17 protein-coding genes, 1 tRNA gene and 1 pseudogene are annotated in these 18,919 nt (G+C 65.0%); 13 read left to right on the forward strand and 6 right to left on the reverse strand.

Annotated elements, in window-relative coordinates; all coding sequences use genetic code 11:
- Positions 1-15: 15 nt before the first annotated feature.
- The 5 genes from AC07SZ_RS11755 to AC07SZ_RS11775 all read left to right on the forward strand — a co-directional run bounded on the left by AC07SZ_RS11755 (position 16) and on the right by AC07SZ_RS11775 (position 3,788).
- Entirely contained in the window at positions 16-636 is a 621-nt protein-coding gene (locus tag AC07SZ_RS11755; RefSeq protein ID WP_056573951.1) for a 2,3-bisphosphoglycerate-dependent phosphoglycerate mutase, read from the forward strand.
- A gap of 75 nt (positions 637-711) precedes the next feature.
- A tRNA-Leu gene (locus tag AC07SZ_RS11760) sits at positions 712-796 on the forward strand.
- Positions 797-945: 149 nt separating this feature from the next.
- Positions 946-2,643: an FAD-dependent oxidoreductase gene (locus tag AC07SZ_RS11765; RefSeq protein WP_494914351.1), complete on the forward strand. Its 1,698-nt coding sequence runs from the start codon at positions 946-948 to the stop codon at positions 2,641-2,643.
- 62 nt (positions 2,644-2,705) lie between these two features.
- Entirely contained in the window at positions 2,706-3,014 is a 309-nt protein-coding gene (locus tag AC07SZ_RS11770; RefSeq protein WP_023777710.1) for a UBP-type zinc finger domain-containing protein, read from the forward strand.
- 234 nt (positions 3,015-3,248) lie between these two features.
- Positions 3,249-3,788, forward strand: a complete 540-nt coding sequence (locus tag AC07SZ_RS11775; protein ID WP_056573943.1) for a cytochrome b — start codon at positions 3,249-3,251, stop codon at positions 3,786-3,788.
- A 25-nt stretch (positions 3,789-3,813) separates the two neighbouring features.
- Here the strand turns inward: AC07SZ_RS11775 and AC07SZ_RS11780 are convergent, their stop codons facing one another.
- The 5 genes from AC07SZ_RS11780 to AC07SZ_RS11800 all read right to left on the reverse strand — a co-directional run bounded on the left by AC07SZ_RS11780 (position 3,814) and on the right by AC07SZ_RS11800 (position 7,534).
- A complete protein-coding gene (locus tag AC07SZ_RS11780) occupies positions 3,814-3,987 on the reverse strand; it encodes a hypothetical protein (RefSeq protein ID WP_200957766.1) in 174 nt (57 codons plus the stop codon).
- 181 nt (positions 3,988-4,168) lie between these two features.
- Positions 4,169-4,642: a DUF2127 domain-containing protein gene (locus AC07SZ_RS11785; RefSeq protein WP_494914711.1), complete on the reverse strand. Its 474-nt coding sequence runs from the start codon at positions 4,640-4,642 to the stop codon at positions 4,169-4,171.
- 112 nt (positions 4,643-4,754) lie between these two features.
- Positions 4,755-5,141: a YkvA family protein gene (locus AC07SZ_RS11790; protein WP_172371477.1), complete on the reverse strand. Its 387-nt coding sequence runs from the start codon at positions 5,139-5,141 to the stop codon at positions 4,755-4,757.
- Between the two features lie 77 nt (positions 5,142-5,218).
- Complete coding sequence (locus AC07SZ_RS11795) at positions 5,219-5,398, reverse strand: hypothetical protein (RefSeq protein ID WP_056576321.1); 180 nt, start codon at positions 5,396-5,398, stop codon at positions 5,219-5,221.
- A gap of 144 nt (positions 5,399-5,542) precedes the next feature.
- A complete protein-coding gene (locus AC07SZ_RS11800; RefSeq protein WP_494914713.1) occupies positions 5,543-7,534 on the reverse strand; it encodes a transcriptional regulator in 1,992 nt (663 codons plus the stop codon).
- A 249-nt stretch (positions 7,535-7,783) separates the two neighbouring features.
- On the opposite strand from AC07SZ_RS11800, the gene AC07SZ_RS11805 reads away from it, so the two are divergent.
- The 3 genes from AC07SZ_RS11805 to AC07SZ_RS11815 all read left to right on the forward strand — a co-directional run bounded on the left by AC07SZ_RS11805 (position 7,784) and on the right by AC07SZ_RS11815 (position 10,798).
- A complete protein-coding gene (locus AC07SZ_RS11805; protein WP_172371474.1) occupies positions 7,784-8,872 on the forward strand; it encodes a PLP-dependent cysteine synthase family protein in 1,089 nt (362 codons plus the stop codon).
- 13 nt (positions 8,873-8,885) lie between these two features.
- Positions 8,886-10,373, forward strand: coding sequence for a pyridoxal phosphate-dependent decarboxylase family protein (locus tag AC07SZ_RS11810; RefSeq protein WP_494914353.1), 1,488 nt, complete (start codon positions 8,886-8,888; stop codon positions 10,371-10,373).
- Positions 10,374-10,441: 68 nt separating this feature from the next.
- Positions 10,442-10,798, forward strand: coding sequence for a hypothetical protein (locus tag AC07SZ_RS11815; RefSeq protein ID WP_056576318.1), 357 nt, complete (start codon positions 10,442-10,444; stop codon positions 10,796-10,798).
- A 12-nt stretch (positions 10,799-10,810) separates the two neighbouring features.
- Here the strand turns inward: AC07SZ_RS11815 and AC07SZ_RS11820 are convergent.
- Positions 10,811-12,327 (reverse strand): annotated as a pseudogene (locus tag AC07SZ_RS11820) (winged helix-turn-helix domain-containing tetratricopeptide repeat protein).
- Positions 12,328-12,553: 226 nt separating this feature from the next.
- On the opposite strand from AC07SZ_RS11820, the gene AC07SZ_RS11825 reads away from it, so the two are divergent.
- From AC07SZ_RS11825 to AC07SZ_RS11845, 5 genes are all read left to right on the forward strand, one after another.
- Complete coding sequence (locus AC07SZ_RS11825) at positions 12,554-12,802, forward strand: DUF1127 domain-containing protein (RefSeq protein ID WP_056576315.1); 249 nt, start codon at positions 12,554-12,556, stop codon at positions 12,800-12,802.
- A 127-nt stretch (positions 12,803-12,929) separates the two neighbouring features.
- The gene (locus AC07SZ_RS11830) at positions 12,930-13,301 is read left to right on the forward strand and encodes a hypothetical protein (RefSeq protein ID WP_056573926.1); all 372 of its coding nucleotides are present in this window, start codon (positions 12,930-12,932) and stop codon (positions 13,299-13,301) included.
- 121 nt (positions 13,302-13,422) lie between these two features.
- Positions 13,423-14,049 carry a CDGSH iron-sulfur domain-containing protein gene (locus tag AC07SZ_RS11835; RefSeq protein WP_056573922.1) on the forward strand — a complete coding sequence of 209 codons (627 nt, stop codon included), beginning with the start codon at positions 13,423-13,425 and terminating at the stop codon, positions 14,047-14,049.
- Positions 14,050-14,332: 283 nt separating this feature from the next.
- Complete coding sequence (locus tag AC07SZ_RS11840; protein WP_494914355.1) at positions 14,333-16,375, forward strand: hydantoinase/oxoprolinase N-terminal domain-containing protein; 2,043 nt, start codon at positions 14,333-14,335, stop codon at positions 16,373-16,375.
- Between the two features lie 267 nt (positions 16,376-16,642).
- A complete protein-coding gene (locus tag AC07SZ_RS11845) occupies positions 16,643-18,814 on the forward strand; it encodes a malate synthase G (protein WP_494914356.1) in 2,172 nt (723 codons plus the stop codon).
- Positions 18,815-18,919 lie beyond the last annotated feature (105 nt).

Consider the following 18,919-nt stretch of genomic DNA (forward strand, 5'->3'; position numbering starts at 1 on the left):
TTTGAAGGAGCAAACATGTCGAGAACCCTCGTGCTCGTGCGCCATGGCCAGAGCGAATGGAACCTGAAGAACCTGTTCACCGGCTGGCGCGACGTCGACCTGACCGAGCAGGGCCACGCCGAGGCCAAGGCCGCCGGCCAGAAACTCAAGGCGCGCGGCCTGAAATTCGACATCGCCTTCACCTCGGCGCTGATCCGGGCGCAGAAGACCTGCCAGCACATTCTCGACGCGGTCGGCCAGAGCGACCTGAAGACCATCCGAGACCAGGCGCTCAACGAGCGCGACTATGGCGACCTTTCCGGCCTCAACAAGGACGATGCGCGCAAGAAATGGGGCGAGGAGCAGGTGCATGTCTGGCGCCGTTCCTACGACGTGCCGCCGCCCGGCGGCGAAAGCCTGAAGGACACCGGCGCCCGCGTCTGGCCCTATTACCTGCATGACATGCAGTCGCACGTGCTGCGTGGCGGCACCGTGCTGGTCGCCGCCCACGGCAATTCGCTGCGCGCGCTGATCATGGCGCTGGACGGCAAGTCGGGCGAGGAGATCGTCAAGCTGGAACTCGGCACCGGCGTGCCGGTCATCTACCAGCTCAACGCCGATTCGACCGTGGCGTCGAAGGAAGTGCTGGAGGGCTGAGCCGGCAAGCGGCGAACCGCTTTGAAAAAAGCGCGTTGACAGCCATCGCTTGCCCGCTTACATGAGCCCGCACCAGCCCAGATGGCGGAATTGGTAGACGCGCACGGTTCAGGTCCGTGTTCCGCAAGGAGTGGAGGTTCGAGTCCTCTTCTGGGCACCAAATTCCAGTTTCGAGCCACTCTATGGTTCAGAAACCCAAAGAAAAAGCCCGGTTCGCCCGGGCTTTTTCTTTTTGAAGCAACCTCCCCTTCTGGCCAGTCCCGAACAAACCGCTTCAAACCGCGCGCCTGCTTAGCTACGCTCGCAGCCATGTCTCAATCATCCACCGCGATCTTCGGCGCCCGGCGCGATCAGGCCTTCCCAACGCTGAGCGAGGCCGACATCGATCACATGCGCCGTTTCGGCGAAGCCAGCTCCTATGCCGCCGGCGAGCACATCATCAGGGCTGGCGACGTGGCGCCCGGCCTGATCGTCGTGCTGTCGGGCAGGGTCGATATCACCCAGGATGGCGGGCTCGGCCGGCACGAGACGATCGTCACCCATGGTCCGGGCAGCTTCGTTGGCGAACTGGCGCAGCTTTCGGCCCGCCCCTCGCTGGTCAATGCCGAGGCCGCCGAGCCCGTCGAGGCGTTTGTCATTCCCTCTCGGCGCGTGCGCGACCTGATGGTGCAGGAGGCCAATCTCGGCGAGCGCATCATGCGGGCGCTGATCCTGCGCCGCGTCGGGCTCCTGGAAAGCGCGACCAGCGGGCCGATCATCATCGGACCATCAGGCAATGCCGATGTCCTGCGGCTGCAAGGGTTCCTCGCCCGCAGCGGCCAGCCGCACCGTGTGCTCGATTCCGCCAGCGACCCCTGCGCGAAAACCCTGGTCGAGCGCTTCGACGTCGACCCTCACCATCTGCCGGTCGTGCTGTGCCCGAACGGCAGGCTGCTGATGAATCCCGGCGAGAAGGACCTCGCCCGCTGCATCGGCCTGCTCAGGCCGATCGATGCCGACACGCTGTATGACGTCGCCATTGTCGGCGCCGGACCTGCGGGCCTGGCGGCGGCGGTCTATGCGGCGTCGGAAGGGCTGTCGACCATCGTGCTCGATTGTCGTGCTTTCGGCGGGCAGGCCGGCGCCTCCTCGCGCATCGAGAACTATCTCGGTTTCCCTACGGGCATCACCGGCATGGCGCTGATGGCGCGCGCCTACAACCAGGCGCAGAAATTCGGCGTCGAAATGGTAATCCCGGACGAAGCCAGGCTGCTGAGTGCCGCGACCGATAATTCAGGCGCCCGCTACCTGCTCGATGTCGGCGACGGCGAGACGGTGCGCACCCGCAGCGTGGTGATTGCCAGCGGCGCGCGCTACCGGCGTCTCGATGTCACCAACCTGTCGCGGTTCGAGGGCACGTCGGTGCATTATTGGGCTTCGCCCATCGAAGGACGGCTTTGCGCCGGCCAGGAGGTGGCGCTGGTGGGCGCCGGCAATTCGGCCGGGCAGGCGGCGGTCTACCTCGCCAGCCATGCGCGCAAGGTGGCGCTGCTGGCGCGCGGCGGCAGCCTCGATGCCTCGATGTCGCGCTACCTGGTTGAGCGCATCAAGGCGCAGCCGAACATCGAGGTGCTGACCGGGACCGAGATCGAGGCGCTGGAGGGCGAGGACGGCAATCTTGCCAGCGTGCGCTGGCGCAACCGCGTCAGCGGGCAGCAGACGACACGCCCGATCCGCCATCTCTTCCTGTTCATCGGTGCCGATCCGAACACCGACTGGCTGGCGCAATGCAACGTGGCGTTGGACGCCAAGGGTTTCATCCGCACCGGATCCGAGCTCGGACCGGACCGGGGTCTGATGGAAACCAGCCGCAGCGGGGTGTTTGCCATCGGCGATGTACGTTGCGGTTCGGTCAAACGCGTCGCGGCGGCTGTCGGCGAGGGCGCCCAGGTGGTCGCGGCGCTGCATGCCTATCTCGCGCGGGACGCCAGCCACGCCGCGGACAGCAATTTCAGGAAAAGTGTGTAACGGTTTTCGCGGGAAAAGCGCAAAAAAGGAAGAGTTGAGCCTCAACTGGCCAGGAGAGTGTGATGGCGGATGAATGCAAGCATGCGGCTGGGATCAAGGACGTGACGCCGAGCGCGCTCGGTTGCGAGGAGTGCCTGAAGAGCGGCTCGTGGTGGGTGCATCTGCGGCTCTGCCGCACCTGCGGCCATGTCGGCTGCTGCGACGACTCGCCCAACCGCCACGCGACCAAACATTTTCACGCCACCAGCCATCCCATCATCGAGGGCTATGATCCGCCGGAAGGCTGGGGCTGGTGCTATGTCGACGAGGTTTTTCTCGACCTCGGCGACCGCACGACGCCGCAGAACGGCCCTATCCCGCGCTTTTATTGAGGGCGCCGAGAGATCCGAAGAAGAGCCCGGTTCGTGCGGGCGTTTCTTTGGCCGACGCATCGCGCCATCGGATGCCCTGTTGTCAGCGAACTGACAGGTTGCCTGTTCCAGTGTCCACCGAATCACGGTCATCACAGCCCGGCCCCTGGACGTTCCCTTCATAAGAGGATCGTCGCCGCCAAAGCTTTGACATGATCGCGGCTAGTTTAGAAACGTTCAAAACTGGAAACTCGCATGCACCCCACCTACACAAGCGCGCAGAAAGCCATTCACTGGGCAGTGTTCCTGCTGGTCATCGGCCTTTATGGCTTGACTTACGTCGAGGAGGTTTTTCCGCGCGGCGATCCGGGGCGGGCGATGGTCTGGTGGCTGCATATTTCGTTCGGGCTGCTGCTTTTCGCGCTGGTCGTCATCCGTGTCGGCCTGCGGCTGACGCTGGGGACGCCCGGCCTGCCGCAGGAAATGTCACCGCTTGAACGAAGTGCGGCCAAAGTCGCGCATCTTGCGCTTTACGCGCTGCTGATGGCCATTCCCGTGCTCGGCATCTTGCTGACCTGGTACAGGGGCGATGCCTTGAGTTTCTTCGGCCTTTTCACCATCCCGGCTCCAGTTCCGCCGGATCGCGACACGGCCCGGTTCATCAGGGAGCTGCACAGCCTCTGCGCGAATTCGATCCTCATCCTTGCCGGCGTGCATGCGGCAGCGGCGCTGTGGCATCATTTCATCCGTAGGGATGACGTGCTCAAGCGAATGCTGCCGGAAGGCACGCCCTGACAAGGCGCACGCCATCTTCCTTTGATCAGTCCCGCTTCGGCGTCACCGGCGCGGATGCCGGATTGTCGACGCTGTTCTCATTCACCTGGAAGGCTTTTCCTTCGACCTTCTTTTTCCTGAGGTCGTCACCGGTCTCAGGCTGCGGCGGGCGTTTCGGATTTTCTTCCGTGTTGTCGTTTATATCGAAAGCTCTGGTCATCATGTCCTCCAAGGGCTGTCCTGGGACACAATGTCCGACGGTGCGTGGGGTTCCGCCGGCAAGGCAAGGGCGCTCCCTAGCGGTCAGGCGTTTGTAGCCGGACCGCGACAGCGTCCGCCATCGATCCGTCGGTCCATGTGCCGACGTCCAGGAAACAGGGACAAGGCCGCCAACGCAACCATCATGCCGGCTTGTGCTGCCGCACGATCCTCCATTCGTGCCAGATCAACACCATGACGACCGCATCGAAGACGGTCAGGACCAGCAGGCCGAATGATTGGGTGTATGAGTAGCGGTAGACTTGATAGACCATGAACAAGCCCAAAGCCGCGAGCGAGGCAGGGTAAGACCAGAGCTTGCCTCTCAAAAGCCCGACCACCAAGGCAAGTTTTATCAGGCCGTGGCTAAGCAGGTAGAAGGCATAAAACTCCTTGCTGGCGACCGAAAAATGGCTTGCCATCCGCGACAGATGGCCGGCGATGAAATCGTTGGGATCCTCGATCAATTCCTCCGCGGTGAGGGCATTGACCCAGGAGGCAATGGTATCGGTGGTGACGACATAGAGCAGAATTCCGCCGACGCATTCGATCAGGGCATGCGCGCCCTTCAGCCATAGGCTGACTTCGAAGATCTGGTGGATGCGGTGTTCATCGATGCGCTTCAAGAACCCACCTCACAACCAACCACGAAAACCCATGCCGATGGATGTCGCTCCAAAAACGCAATCGGGAGCGCCATTGCGCTGTTGCACCTTACAGGACGCGGCTTCAAGATCGGCCGGTGAAGTATCGATATGCCAGCCATCCCGCCAGCGCGACCGAGACGGCCCATATGCAGGCGATGATCACCGCCGCGCTGCGGCTCACGGGCCTGTCAACGGCAAGAGCGGCGGCCTCCCTGTGCTCTGCCATGACCTCGGGCGGTATCATCTTTACCACGGCAAGGATTCCCAAGGGGACCAGGATCGCATCATCGAGGTAACCAACCAAGGGGATGAAATCGGGAATCAGGTCGATTGGAGACAAGGCGTAGCCCGCGACACATACGGCAAGCGCCTTGGCGTACCACGGCGTTCGGGGATCGCGCGCGGCAAGGTAGAGCGCATGCACGTCGCGCTTGATCGCTCGGGCCCATTCGCGCAGTGCAGTAGCCATTGGATGACTGTAGCGCCAAAGGATGACGCGCCCAATAGCGCACATCGGCCGGCATTCGCGGCCGGCTGTCGTGACGTCTATCGCACCGACCCGGTTACCGTGCGGTCGACATCGGGAACGGATTTGCGTTCGTTGCCGGCAAGTGCCGCTATGATCAGCAGGCTGGCGACAACCGGAACGAACAGGACGGCGACGCGGGCCTGTACGTGGAGAATGGCGCGCCATTCGTTGCTGCGCTTGTCGGGGCTGTCGCTCATCATACTCACTTCGCCATGGACCCCCCGGGAGGTCACATAGAGGTGAACGGTTAAACAACTCCTTCCGACTTCGTTAACGGGAGATTCAAGCCCGGAGCAATTCCAGGAAAAGTATGAACGGTTACCGTCCGGAACTGCTCTAAATCAGCTGAGCCCGATGCGCCTTGCGCCTTGCCGGAACAGCGCCTCGGCATCGGGATCGAAGCGGAACGTGCCGATGAAATCGTCGGCGCGATAATCAGGCAGTGTCTTGCGGATGGCGGCGGCAAAGCCGCGTGCCTCGTCGAGCCGGCCGGCCAGCGCCAGGCAGTGCGCGGCAATCGCCAGGATGATGGTATGCGCGTTCGGCCGCGCCGCCGCCTTCAGCGCCCAGTCGGCCGCCTCTTCGAACTGGCCGAGCCGTACATGCGACATCGCGCGTGACCCCAGCATGCCGAACAGCAGCGGGTCGAAGGGGCTGAGATGACGCGAATGGTCGGAGGAACTTATCGCCGCCCGCGGGTCGCCGGACTGCGAGTGGACGAAGGACAGCGCGTAATGGCCGAGCGCGAAATTCGGGCTGAGATCCACCGCCCGCCCCAGTTCGGACAGCGATCCGTCCTGCTCGCCGCGCAGCCACAGCGCCCGGCCCATCGCCCAGTGCGCGGCCGGATTGTGGTCGTCGACCAGCAGGCTGTGCCCGGCGCTCTCATAGGCCAGCGCGCTTTCGCGGTCGCGGTCGCCCCAGCGCTGGAACGCGTTCTGCCAGTGGGTGAACGACAGGCCGGCATAGGCGCGGGCAAAGGTGGGATCCAGCTGCAAGGCCTTGTCGAAGAATTGCCGCGCCTGCTCGTTCTCGGCCTGGGTGAAGCGGTACATGTGCCAGAGGCCGCGATGGTAGGCCTCCCAGGCGTTGAGCGAATTGGGTGCCTTCAGCATGGCGCGGTTGCGCTCGACCGTTTCGATCTCGGCCGAGATCGACGACACGATGCTGTCGCCGATATCGTCGAGCACGGCAAAGATGTCGTCGGGCCGGCGCTCGAAGGTCTCGGCCCAGACGATCCTGGCCGTGCGCACCTCGACGAGCTCGACGCTGACGATCAGCCGGCCGGCCGTGTTGCGCACCATGCCGGTGGCGACATAGTCGACGCCAAGTTTTCTGCCGGCTTCTTCCGGCGCGATGGTCTTTTCGGCCAGCGCAAACACCGATCCGCGCGCGATGACGAAGAAATCGCGGAGTTTGGCGAGGCGGGTGATGATGTCATGGGTGAAGCCGTCGGCAAGCCCGCCGCGTGTGCCTTCGCCGGCTTCCTCGACAAACGGCATTACCGCCAGCGAGGCCTGGCTTGGCTCGACCGTGCCGGCATCCGATGGGACTGCCAATTGCGATGGTGTGGACAGGCACGCCGGTTGCGCCTTCAGCGAGTTGCCGGACCGTTGGTCACGGATTGCCTGCCAGGCCGCGCGAAGCGGAGCGAAATCAAGCTCTTCCGATTGGAACAGGCGAGCCGCAGAAGCCAGATGCTCCTCGGCCGCGCCGATGGCGCCGCGCTCCGCCAGATTGGACAGCAAGGCCAGATGCGCGCGCGTGTCGAACGGCGCCAGCTCGACCCATTTGTCGAGTTGCATGGACGTTTCGGGCGAGCCCGCCGGATGGTTTACGGCAAGCTGTTCGAGCACGGCGGCGTGGTACGCCTGGAAACGCCGGCGCTGGGCGATCAGCCAGCTGTCGAAAAGCGGGCTGCGCTCGAGCTCCAGCCCGTCGAGCAAATCGCCGGCGAAGAGTTCCGACAGCGCCCGCAACCGCTCCCTATCGAGCGTGCCGATCCCTTGCGCGGCGGCGCGAGTGACGTCCAGTGCATCGACAAGGCAGCCATCGAGATCAAGCGCCACCGTGTCGCCCCGTGTCTCCACCCGGCGCCGGACCGGCGTGTCGAGGGCCGCGCGCAGCTTGCTCAGGTACCAGCGCAACTCGCCTCGCGGATCGTTGGGCACGTCCCACAATAGCTCGCACAGGCGGCTGCGCCCCACGGCGTGCGGCGCCAGCGCCAGATAGGCGAGCAGCGCGCGCAGCTTGCGCGATGCCGGCAGCGCGACTGGCGTCCCATTACGCAAGATTTCCAGCGGTCCGAGCAGGCGCACGGACAGGCGCGGCATGTCGCCGTCCAGCGTCGATGGTGCGGATTCCACGTCCGTTTCCACGCCTGCTCCCACGCTGGCCCATCGGCCCTTGCTGTATCACCAAACACGACACGGCGCATCCGGCGGCGAATTTCCACGCCGGGTATCGTTATTGCCGCATCGTCGGCACGCCAGTCCTAACGCGGCCATGTCTCGAAACCTCGCCGCCCAAACCGTCGGTTTGTAACCGGCCTGTGAAAATGAACACGATCGAGGAGATCAACGATGTTGAATAAGCAGAAAATCAGGACCACGACCGGACGCGGCCGCCTGTTCGACAGCATTCTCGACACTGTCGGCGATACGCCGGTGGTGCGCATCAACAATCTCGGACCGACCCATGCGACGATCTATGTCAAGGCCGAGTTCTTCAACCCAGGCGCCTCGGTGAAGGACAGGCTTGCGCTCAACATCATCGAGGAGGGCGAGCGCAGCGGCGCGCTGAAGCCTGGCCAGACCGTGGTCGAGGCGACCAGCGGCAACACCGGCATCGGGCTTGCCATGGTCTGTGCGCAAAAGGGCTATCCGCTGGTCGTCACCATGGCCGACAGCTTCTCCGTCGAGCGCCGCAAGCTGATGCGCATGCTGGGCGCCAAGGTGGTGCTGACGCCGCGCGCCGAAAAGGGCTTCGGCATGTACAAGAAGGCGGTTGAACTGGCCGAGGCCAATGGCTGGTTCCTCGCCCGCCAGTTCGAGACGGCGGCCAATGCGGCCATCCACGAGGCGACCACGGCGCGCGAGATCGTCAATGATTTCGCCGGGTCGCGGCTCGATTGCTTCGTCACCGGCTATGGCACTGGCGGTACCGTCGTCGGCGTGGCGCGCGTGTTGCGCCGCGAGCGGCCGGACACCCGCATCGTGCTCTGCGAACCGGCCAACGCCCAGCTGGTCGGCAGCGGCAAGGCGCAGCAGCGCGGCGCCCATGGCGCCCCCGCCGCCAGCCATCCGGCCTTCGAGCCGCATCCCGTCCAGGGCTGGACGCCGGACTTCATCCCCAATGTGCTGCAGGAAGCGATCGACGCCGGCCTCTATGACGAAGTGATCCCGATCGCGGGGCCCGAGGGCATCAAATGGGCCAAGGCCCTGGCGCAGAAGGAGGGCATCTTCACCGGCATTTCCGGCGGCGCCACCTTCGCCGTGGCACGGCAGGTCGCGGAGAAGGCGGCGGCCGGATCGGTGATCCTGTGCATGCTGCCCGACACTGGCGAGCGCTACATGTCGACGCCGCTGTTCGACGGCATCGAGGCCGAGATGGATGCCGACGAGATGGCGCTGTCGCGCTCGACGCCCGGCTGCCAGTTCCCGGCGGCCTGACGGGAGCCCGGTCATGGATATCGCGCAGGAGGCCCTCGGCACGGTGGCCGAGGAAACGCTCGACCCCGCCGACTGGGCCGCTGTGCAGGCCCTGTCGCATCAGGTAATCGATGATGCCGTCGGTTATCTCAGCGATATCAGGGACCGGCCGGCCTGGCGGGAGATGCCGGCGGATGTGAGGGAAGCTTTCTCGGCACCCTTGCCGCGATCGCCGGCGCCGCTGGCCGCTGTCTATGGCGAGGTCTCGCGCACCGTGATGTCCTACCCGATGGGCAACGTCCATCCGCGTTTCTGGGCCTGGTACATGGGCTCGAGCAACTTCACCGGTGCGCTCGGCGACTTCCTGGCGGCAATCCAGGGCTCCAACCTCGGCGGCGGCAACCACGCCGCCGGGCTGATGGACGGCCAGGTGGTCAATTGGTGCAAGCAGATGCTGGGCTTTCCCGCTTCCGCCTCCGGCACGCTGGTCAGCGGCGGCTCGATGGCCAACATCATCGGGCTGACGGTGGCGCGCAACACCAAGGCCGGCATCGACGTGCGCGAGCACGGCGTCGCCGCGATCGAAAAGCCGCTGCGCTTCTATGGCTCGGACCAGGTCCACTCCTGCCATCGCAAGGCGATGGAAGCGCTTGGCCTCGGCAATCGGGCGCTGCGCCGGATCCCGACCGATGCCGGGTTGCGCATCGATATATCGGCCTTGCGAGCAGCGATATCGGAGGATCGCGCGGCGGGTTTCAGACCGGCCTGCGTCATCGGCAATGCCGGCACGGTCAACACCGGGGCGATCGACGATCTGTGGGCGCTGGCCAAACTCGCTCATGAGGAAGACCTGTGGTTTCATGTCGATGGCTGCATCGGCGCGCTGATCGCGATTGCGCCTGATAACGCGCATCGCGTTGCCGGCATCGAATGGGCCGATTCGGTCGCGCTCGATCCGCACAAATGGCTGCACGCGCCATTCGAGGTCGGCTGCGCCCTGGTCAGGGACGCAATCGCGCATCGCCGGACCTTCGCGGTGACGCCGGAATATCTGGAATCGATGCCGCGCGGTCTTGCCTCAGGCGAATGGCTGCACGACTACGGCCTGCAGACGTCGCGCGGCTTTCGCGCGCTCAAGGTCTGGATGGCGCTGAAGGAGCATGGCGTCGACAAGTTCGGCCGCCTGATCGACCAGAACATCGCGCAGGCGCTCTATCTCGCCGAACGCATCGAGGCCGAGCCGCTGCTGGAGCTGGCGATACAGCCGACCATCAATATCGTCTGCTTCCGCTACCAGCCTGGCGTCAAGGGCGAGGCGCTGAAGGCGCTCAACACCGAGATCATGCTGCGGTTGCAGGAGCAAGGTATTGCCACCCTCTCCGACACCACCGTGCATGGCGAGCACTGGCTGCGCGTGGCGATCGCCAACCATCGCACAAGGCGCGACGACCTCGACCTTCTGGTCGGTGAGACGCTGCGGCTCGGGCGGGAGATCACGGCGCAGGGGCCTTCCGGGAAATAGCCGGAAAACGCGAGCGACAGGCACGGGCGGCCATGCGATTCTGCGGCGATGATTCGGGAGGCCAGACCGTGACGCTCTTTCGTATGGCCGTGCTCGTGGCGCTGGTCTGCACCAATTCAGCCAAAGCCGCCGACATGGCCTTCTTCGTCAAGAACCTGCACAGCCGCGCGGTTGCGGTCGAGCTGTTCAGCCGCGACCGCGAGACGGTCTGGCCGGGCAACGACAAGGTGTTCCTGATCGATCCGGGCTCGCAGAAATCGGTGCCGCTGTCCTGCAATCAGGGCGAGCGCATCTGCTATGGCGCCTGGGTCGACGGTAACGACCAGATCTCGGCCGGCGTCGGGCCGGACAACGACCAGCCTTGCGACAATTGCTGCTTCATCTGCGTGGAACACTCCACCGAGACGATCGATCTGGTGCCGTGATCGACCGGCACGTCAGTCCGGCAAACCGGCCTTGCGGAAGCCGTCGACGAAATGCTCAAGCATCGCGGTGTCGCGGAATGGCTCCGTCCAGACCCAGTGGCGGGTTGTGAAGTGCGGGTTGCCGACGAGGAACAGCTCGACCTCGGCGCGCGCCTCGTCGAGCCGGCCGAGTTGGGCCAGGCTTGCCGCCAGGAAACGGCGTGAGCTCGTCCGGTAGGTCTCGTCCCGGCGCAGCGTCTCGACGGCGGCCTCGTAGTCGCGCGCCGCATATTGCGCCTGGCCAAGGGTGAGATAGTACCAGCTTGCCGGAAACGGATTCAGCCGGAACGCCTTGCGGATCTGCTCGAGGCCTTCCGCGACCCGCCCGGCCAGTGTCGTGATATCAGACAGTGTCGCCCAGGCGTCCGCCTCGTTGGGGTCGAGCTCGAACGCCCTGGCGAATTCGGCATCGGCCTCTTCGAAGTCGCGCTCATAGGCAAGCAGATTGCCGAGCACCCAGTGGCAGCCGGCATCATTGGGGTCGATCGCCACGGCCTTGCGCGCCAGCTCCAGGGCAATGCGACGGTTGGGTTCGACCGGCTCGCCCCAATGCACCCATCCCATCCAGTGGTTCATGGCAAGCCAGCGATAGGCCTCGGCGTAGTCCGGATCGAGCGACAGCGCACGCGTCAGCATCAGATGCGCTTCCCGTGCCGACTGCGGTGAATCGTCGATCAGCTTGCGCGCCCGCACGCACAGATCGTAGGCCTCGAGATTTGTCGGCCGGTTGCGTGCCGGCGGCGCGCGCAGCCGGCCGAGCAGCGCCTCCACGATCTTGGCCGTGGCCTCGTCCTGGACGGCAAAGATATCGTCCAGGCCGCGATCGAAGCGTTCCGCCCACAGATGCTCGCCGCTCAACGCGTCGACCAGCTGCGCGTTGATGCGCACGCGTCCCGCCGCGCGCCTCGCACTCCCTTCCAGGAGGTAGCGCACGCCAAGCTCCTCGGCGATCGCGCGCACGTCCATCGCCTTGCCCTTGTAGGCAAAGGTCGAGTTGCGCGCGATGACGAACAGGCCCGGGGCCCTGGACAGGTCGGTGATCAAATCTTCGGTCAACCCGTCGGCGAAGGCCTCCTGCTCGGGGTCGTTGCCGAGGTTGACGAAAGGCAGCACCGCGATCGATGGTTTGTCGGGCAGCGGCAAGGGTTTTCGCTTCGCGCGGTCGAGCTGCTTGATGGCGCCCGTGAAGCGGTAGCCGACGCGCGGAACCGTCGATATCCATTCGCCGCCGTCGGCGGGCGGCCCGAGCAGCTTGCGCAGCTGTGCGATCTGGACCGTGAGGTTGCCTTCCTCAACCGCCGTGTCCGGCCACACCGCGTCCATCAATTCGGCTTTCTCCAGGATTTCGCCTGGCCGTCCGACGAGCGCCGCAAGCAGCTTCAGCCCGCGATAGCCGACGGCAACGGGATCGTCGTTCCGAAGCAGCGTTCCCGCACCCGGATCAAGCACGACGGACCAAAGGCAAAGCGCGATCCCTGCATAGGGCGCATCTATAGAGCATTTCCGGGAAAAGCGTGAGGTGGTTATCGGAAAACGCGATGCGCTTTCACCGGGGAATGGTGCCAAAACAAAGGGTTAGAACCCATTTGTAACTTTTGGGAACTATTTGGCAGGGCTTAATTACGGCGCTGTCCGTATCCTGCAGAATTCAGCCTCTTTCAGTTCGAGGGTCCCCATTCTCAAACCGTTTGGGCTCCAAGCCACATGGAGGTTGCCATGACCAATAGCTTTGCATCGGCCCCGCATCAGGCCGTACGGCGGGGAACCCCCGTGGGGCAGGCCTCGCGTCGTCGCTATAGCCTTGCGACCCTGCGAAACACCATCGCGGCCTGGCGCGAACGGACACGCTATCGCTGGGACCTCAAGCGAATCTCGGAGGTCAATCCGCATCTGATCGATGATATCGGCCTGACCAGACGACAGGTCGAGGATGAAATCGCCAAGCTGCCGTTCTGGCAGCGATAGGCGAAGTCTTGAGATCAGGCGTCGGATTAAGTCTTGGATTGTCGCCATCATCCCTTTAGCGCCCGCCCGCGTCATGGCATGATCCCCTCCATCGGCCGTGGGGGCCGATTCTTCATCGGGGGCTTCCATGTTTTTCACGTTCGCGCGCCGGCTAGCCGCCGCGTTTTCGCTTGCCGTCCTGTTTGCGCCTGCCGCCCATGCCGGCGACGTCACCTTTACAGTCAAGAACAGCCATCCCAATGCCATGCGCCTTGAGCTCTACAGCCAGGATCGCGACTATGTCTGGCCGGGCGAAGGCAAGGATTTCTACCTCGACGACGGCGAAACCAAGTCGCTGCCGATCTCCTGCAACGAGGGCGAATCGATCTGCTACGGCGCCTGGGTCGATGGCGACGAAGGCACCTATTGGGGCGTCGGTCCCGGCAACAAGGAAAAATGTGACGACTGCTGCTACACCTGCAGCGGCGGCGAGACCGAGGAGATCGATCTCGTCCCCTGACCGGTTTGCCAGCTTGACGGTTTTCCTGTTCGAGCCATAGCCTGCGCCGAGACGATCACCCCGGGCACGCCGCGCGGCTTCCTTTGAAACGCGGCGTGCTCCAGGCAACAGGAGCACCGCGATGGCCGGCATGGTCGAAAGCGATAAAATCGACGTCGGATTTTCCGGCAAGCGCTGCATCCATTCGCGCAATTGCGTGCTCGGCGACCCGCATGTCTTCGTGCCCAATGCGCCGGGGCAGTGGATCCACCCCGAGGCGGCCAGCGTCGAAAAGATCGTCGCCATCGCCGAAAGCTGCCCGTCCGGCGCCATCACCTATGTCAGGAAGGATGGCGGGCCGCAGGAACAGCCGCCGGTGGTCAACACCGTGCGGTTGCGCGAAAACGGCCCGCTCGCCGTCCACGCCGAGATCGTGCTCGACGGCGAGACCTTTTATCGCGCCACGCTGTGCCGCTGCGGCGCATCGGAAAACAAGCCCTTCTGCGACGGCAGCCACGGCAAGGCCGGCTTCACCGCCACCGGCGAACCGGCACTGAAGGACGCGCCGGCGCTCGAAGCACGCAATGGCCCGCTGAACGTGACGCCGACCACCAACGGCCCGCTCAAGCTCGAGGGCAATGTCGAAATCGTCACCGGCACCGGCCATACGATCGACCGCACGCAACGCGCCTTCCTCTGCCGTTGCGGCCACTCGGCCAACAAGCCGTTTTGCGACGGGTCGCATAAGAAGGTTGGGTTTGTGGGCTAAGGCAGGAATCTCCCCCCTCGAGGGGGAGATGGCCGGCAGGCCAGAGGGGGTCGGTACGACGGGACGCGACCTCCTGCGGCAGAACGTTGGCGCGTGAGGCGCTGGCATCCTTCTTTTCAAGGCTAGAAGGTCGTCGCATCCGGTCGAACCGACCCCCTCTGTCGCCTTCGGCGACATCTCCCCCTCGAGGAGGGAGATTACACTGGCCCAGCGCTCGCGCCTTTATCCGTAAGTCCGTATCGGCTAAGGGGCGGGGCAGAAGACCTCTCGGACCCGCAAAAAAATGACCGCCAAGACCAAGCCAAAACCCCTGTTCCTCGGCATCGACACCGGCGGCACCTATACCGATGCCGTGCTGTGGTCTGAAACAGAAGGCCCGCAGCAGGGGCCGAACAAGGGCAAGGTGCTGGCCAAGGCCAAGTCACTGACCACCAGGCACGATCTGGCCGTCGGCATTTCCGGCGCCGTCGACGCGGTGCTCGAAAAGGCCGGCACCGATCCGGCTGACATCAAGCTGGTCTCGATGTCCACGACACTCGCCACCAATGCGCTGGTCGAGGGCCAGGGCGGCCGCGTCGCGCTGGTCATGATCGGCTTTTCCGAAGCCGACCTCGCCCGCGACGGGCTGAAGACGGCGCTCGGCACCGATCCGGTGGTGTTTTGCCCGGGCGGCCATGATGTCCACGGCAATGCCGCCAAGCTCGACCTGTCCGGGCTTGAGGCCGCCTTGCCGGAACTCGGCGCCTCGGTGTCCGGCTTTGCCGTCTGCGCCTATTTCGCCACCCGCAATCCGGCGCACGAGATCGCCGCGCGCGAACTGATCCGCGAGAAGACCGGCCTGCCGGTCACGGCAAGCCATGAACTGTCGGCCAAGCTCGGCGGCCCGCGCCGGGCGCTGACCACGCTGCTCAACGCCAGGCTGATCTCGATGATCGACCGCTTGGTGGCGGCGACCGAAGGCTTTCTCACAGAGCGTAACATCGCCGCCCCGCTGATGGTGGTGCGCGGCGACGGCGCGCTGGTCTCGGCGGCGTTCGCCCGCCAGCGGCCGATCGAGACCATTCTCTCCGGCCCCGCCGCCAGCCTGGTCGGTGCCCGCCACATGACCGGGCTCGACAATGCCATGGTGTCCGACATTGGCGGCACCACCACCGACGTCGCCGTGCTCGACAACGGCCGGCCGCGGCTCGACCCGGAAGGCGCCACCGTCGGCGGCTTCCGTACCATGGTCGAGGCCGTCGCCATGCGCACTTTCGGCCTGGGCGGCGATTCCGAAGTGGCGCTGGAGGATGGCGCGCTCAACCCGAAAATCCTGCTTGGGCCGCGCCGCCTGGTGCCTTTGGCGCTGGCCGGCATGGCGCATGGCGAGGCGGTGACGTCAGAGCTCGAGCGTCAGCTGCGCGCGCCCAACACCGGCCGCATGGACGGCCGCTTCGCGGTTCGCACCGGCGTTCCAGACAGGCTCGCCGCCGGGCTGACCGCCCCGGAAGCGCGGCTCTACGAGGCGATCGGCGCGACCCCGCTCGCCCTCGACAGGCTGCTGACGTCGAATGCCCAGAACGCCACCTTGAACCGGCTGGTCTCGCGCGGGCTGGTGCATATTTGCGGCTTCACCCCGTCGGACGCGGCGCATGTGCTCGGCAAGCAGGCCAACTGGGATGCCGCCACCGCCCGCCTCGGCGCCGACCTGTTCGCCCGCAAGCGCGACGGTCGTGGCCAGCCCATCGCGGCTTCACCGGAGGTGATCTCGGAGCGGGTGCTGGTGACGCTGACACGCTGGTCGGCCGAATACATCCTTGAAACCGCTTTCGCCGAGGACGGGCTCGATGGCGCCGCGACCGTGGCGCACGCGCTGGTGCAGCGCGCCGTCGACGCTCATCCCGGTATCGCCCGGCTGAGCGTCGCGCTCGACCGCCCCGTCATCGGCCTCGGCGCCTCGGCGCCGCTGCATTATGCCGGCCTGGCGCCCCTGGTCGGCAATGACTGCGTGGTGCCGGAAGACACCGATGTCGCCAACGCGCTCGGCGCCGTCGTCGGCCAGGTCAGGGTATCGGCCGAAGCGCGGGTCAGCCAGCCCAAGGAGGGCCTGTTCCGGCTTGCCTCGGGTGAGACGGTGCGCGATTTCCTCGACGAGGCGGCTGCGATCGTGGCGGCCGAGGCCGATGTGCGGGCGATTGTCGCCGAGCGCGCCCGGGACGCCGGCACCGACAACGCCGAGATCGACGTCGCGACCGAATTCAGGGTTTCGACGGTCGAAGCTCAGCGCATGTTCATCGAGGCGCATGTCGTGGCGGTGGCCTCGGGACGGCCAAGGATCGCGGTGTAGCGGCTGATCTCCCCCCTTGAGGGGGAGATGTCGCCGAAGGCGACAGAGGGGGTCGGTTCGATGGGACGCGACCTCCTGCTTTGAACAGAACAGGCCAGCACCTTATGTCGGGCGACCCCCTCTGGCCTGCCGGCCATCTCCCCCTCAAGGGGGGAGATCGGCGCTCCGCCAACTTGCCTAAATACGCCACCTTCACCCTAAGCTGAATTGACCCGGCAAACTCAACATGCCAAACGCCCCGCAAAGCCTTTCATCTGGAGTAGCCTGATGACCGATCGCGTCGAGATCGCCGGATTGCGGATTGCCCGCGAGCTGCATGACTTTGTGGCTGGCGAGGCCTTGCCCGGCACCGGCATCGTCGCCGATGCGTTCTGGAACGGCTTTTCGGCCATCGTCCACGATCTCGCGCCGAAGAACCGGTCGCTTCTGGCAAAACGCGACGCTATGCAGGAAAAGCTCGACGGCTGGTACCGTGACAATGGCGCGCCCGTCGACATGGACGTCTACAGGGCATTCCTGAAGGAGATCGGCTATCTTCTCCCCGAGGGGCCGGCCTTCAGCGTGTCGACGGAGAATGTCGACCCGGAAATCGCTGATGTCGCCGGGCCGCAGCTGGTCGTTCCGGTGATGAATGCGCGCTATGCGCTCAATGCCGCCAATGCGCGCTGGGGCTCGCTTTATGACGCACTCTACGGCACCGATGCCATTCCCGAGACGGGCGGCGCGGAAAAAGGCAAGGGCTTCAATCCGGCGCGCGGCGCCAGGGTCATCGCCTGGGCCAAGGATTTTCTCGACCAGTCGGTGCCACTCACCTCGGGTAAATGGGCGGGTGTCAACGGGCTGTCGGTGGCCAATGGCGCGCTGAAGCTCGGCGCCGGCGCCGGCGGCACCACGCTGGCCGATCCCAAACAATTCGTCGGCTATCGCGGCGATGCCGCCAATCCGGATGCCGTGCTGCTGGCGAAAAATGGGCTGCACATCGAGATCGTCATCGACCGCGCCAACCAGATCGGCCGCACCGATCCGGCGGGCATTGCCGACGTCATCCTGGAATCGGCGCTGACCACCATCCAGGACTGCGAGGATTCGGTCGCGGCGGTGGATGCCGAGGACAAGGTCGTGGTCTACCGCAACTGGCTCGGCCTGATGAAGGGCGATCTCGCCGAGGAGATCACCAAGGCCGGCAAGAGCTTTGTCCGCAAGCTCAATCCCGACCGTGCCTACACCGCGCCCGCCGGCGGCCAGCTCACCCTGCCCGGCCGCTCGCTGATGCTGGTCAGGAATGTCGGTCACCTGATGACCAATCCAGCGATCCTGGACCGCGACGGCAACGAGGTGCCGGAAGGCATCATGGACGCGGCGCTGACGGCGCTGATCGCGCTGCACGATGTCGGACCGAAGGGGCGGCGCGCCAACTCCCGCGCCGGCTCGATGTACGTCGTGAAGCCCAAGATGCACGGGCCGGAAGAGGTCGCCTTCGCCGTCGAGATCTTCGACCGAGTCGAAGCGCTGCTCGGCATGGCGAGAAACACCATCAAGATGGGCATCATGGACGAGGAACGGCGCACCACCGTCAACCTCAAGGAAGCGATCCGCTCGGCAAAAGACCGCGTAGTGTTCATCAACACCGGCTTCCTCGACCGCACCGGCGACGAGATCCACACCTCGATGGAAGCCGGCCCGATGATCCGCAAGGGCGACATGAAGCAGGCCGCCTGGATTTCCGCCTACGAGGCCTGGAATGTCGACATCGGGCTCGAATGCGGCCTCGCCGGCCACGCCCAGATCGGCAAGGGCATGTGGGCGATGCCGGACCTGATGGCGGCCATGCTGGAACAGAAGATCGCCCATCCCAGGGCCGGCGCCAACACCGCCTGGGTGCCGTCGCCGACGGCGGCGACGCTGCATGCGACCCACTACCACAAGGTCGACGTGCATGCCGTGCAGGCGGCGCTGAAGAGCCGCCCGAGGGCGAAGCTCGACGATATCCTTTCCGTGCCGGTGGCGGTGCGGCCGAACTGGACGCCCGACGAGATCCAGCGCGAACTCGACAACAACGCGCAAGGCATTCTGGGCTATGTCGTGCGCTGGATCGACCAGGGCGTCGGCTGCTCCAAAGTGCCCGACATCAACGATGTCGGCCTGATGGAAGACCGCGCCACGCTGCGCATCTCCTCGCAGCACATCGCCAACTGGCTGCGCCACAAGGTGTGTTCGGAAATCCAGGTGCGCGATTCCCTGCAGCGCATGGCGGCCATCGTCGACCGCCAGAATGTCGGCGATCCGCTGTACCGGCCGATGGCGCCGGATTTCGACACCTCGATCGCCTTCCAAGCCGCCTGCGACCTGGTGTTCAAGGGAACGAGCCAGCCGAATGGCTACACCGAGCCGGTGCTGCATGCTCGGAGGTTGGAGCTGAAGGCGAAAGCGACGGCCTGAACAAAAGGTCCAGAAGAGATCCGCGCAGACCGAGGCTGGGCGGAAGCGCCGGCGGCCTCCTCTCACTTGATAGAGGTCAGATTGCGAGCCGGAACGGTCCTCCTC

The sequence above is a fragment of the Mesorhizobium sp. GW821-FHT07A06 genome, from assembly GCF_059419085.1.

Excerpts from the sequence above, each read along its gene's own strand:
- AC07SZ_RS11755 (WP_056573951.1), top strand. The coding sequence starts at position 16 with ATGTCGAGAACCCTCGTGCTCGTGCGCCATGGCCAGAGCGAATGGAAC.
- AC07SZ_RS11765 (WP_494914351.1), top strand. The coding sequence starts at position 946 with ATGTCTCAATCATCCACCGCGATCTTCGGCGCCCGGCGCGATCAGGCC.
- AC07SZ_RS11770 (WP_023777710.1), top strand. The coding sequence starts at position 2,706 with ATGGCGGATGAATGCAAGCATGCGGCTGGGATCAAGGACGTGACGCCG.
- AC07SZ_RS11775 (WP_056573943.1), top strand. The coding sequence starts at position 3,249 with ATGCACCCCACCTACACAAGCGCGCAGAAAGCCATTCACTGGGCAGTG.
- AC07SZ_RS11780 (WP_200957766.1), bottom strand. The coding sequence starts at position 3,987 with ATGACCAGAGCTTTCGATATAAACGACAACACGGAAGAAAATCCGAAA.
- AC07SZ_RS11790 (WP_172371477.1), bottom strand. The coding sequence starts at position 5,141 with ATGGCTACTGCACTGCGCGAATGGGCCCGAGCGATCAAGCGCGACGTG.
- AC07SZ_RS11795 (WP_056576321.1), bottom strand. The coding sequence starts at position 5,398 with ATGAGCGACAGCCCCGACAAGCGCAGCAACGAATGGCGCGCCATTCTC.
- AC07SZ_RS11800 (WP_494914713.1), bottom strand. The coding sequence starts at position 7,534 with ATGCCGCGCCTGTCCGTGCGCCTGCTCGGACCGCTGGAAATCTTGCGT.
- AC07SZ_RS11805 (WP_172371474.1), top strand. The coding sequence starts at position 7,784 with ATGTTGAATAAGCAGAAAATCAGGACCACGACCGGACGCGGCCGCCTG.
- AC07SZ_RS11810 (WP_494914353.1), top strand. The coding sequence starts at position 8,886 with ATGGATATCGCGCAGGAGGCCCTCGGCACGGTGGCCGAGGAAACGCTC.
- AC07SZ_RS11825 (WP_056576315.1), top strand. The coding sequence starts at position 12,554 with ATGACCAATAGCTTTGCATCGGCCCCGCATCAGGCCGTACGGCGGGGA.
- AC07SZ_RS11830 (WP_056573926.1), top strand. The coding sequence starts at position 12,930 with ATGTTTTTCACGTTCGCGCGCCGGCTAGCCGCCGCGTTTTCGCTTGCC.
- AC07SZ_RS11835 (WP_056573922.1), top strand. The coding sequence starts at position 13,423 with ATGGCCGGCATGGTCGAAAGCGATAAAATCGACGTCGGATTTTCCGGC.
- AC07SZ_RS11840 (WP_494914355.1), top strand. The coding sequence starts at position 14,333 with ATGACCGCCAAGACCAAGCCAAAACCCCTGTTCCTCGGCATCGACACC.
- AC07SZ_RS11845 (WP_494914356.1), top strand. The coding sequence starts at position 16,643 with ATGACCGATCGCGTCGAGATCGCCGGATTGCGGATTGCCCGCGAGCTG.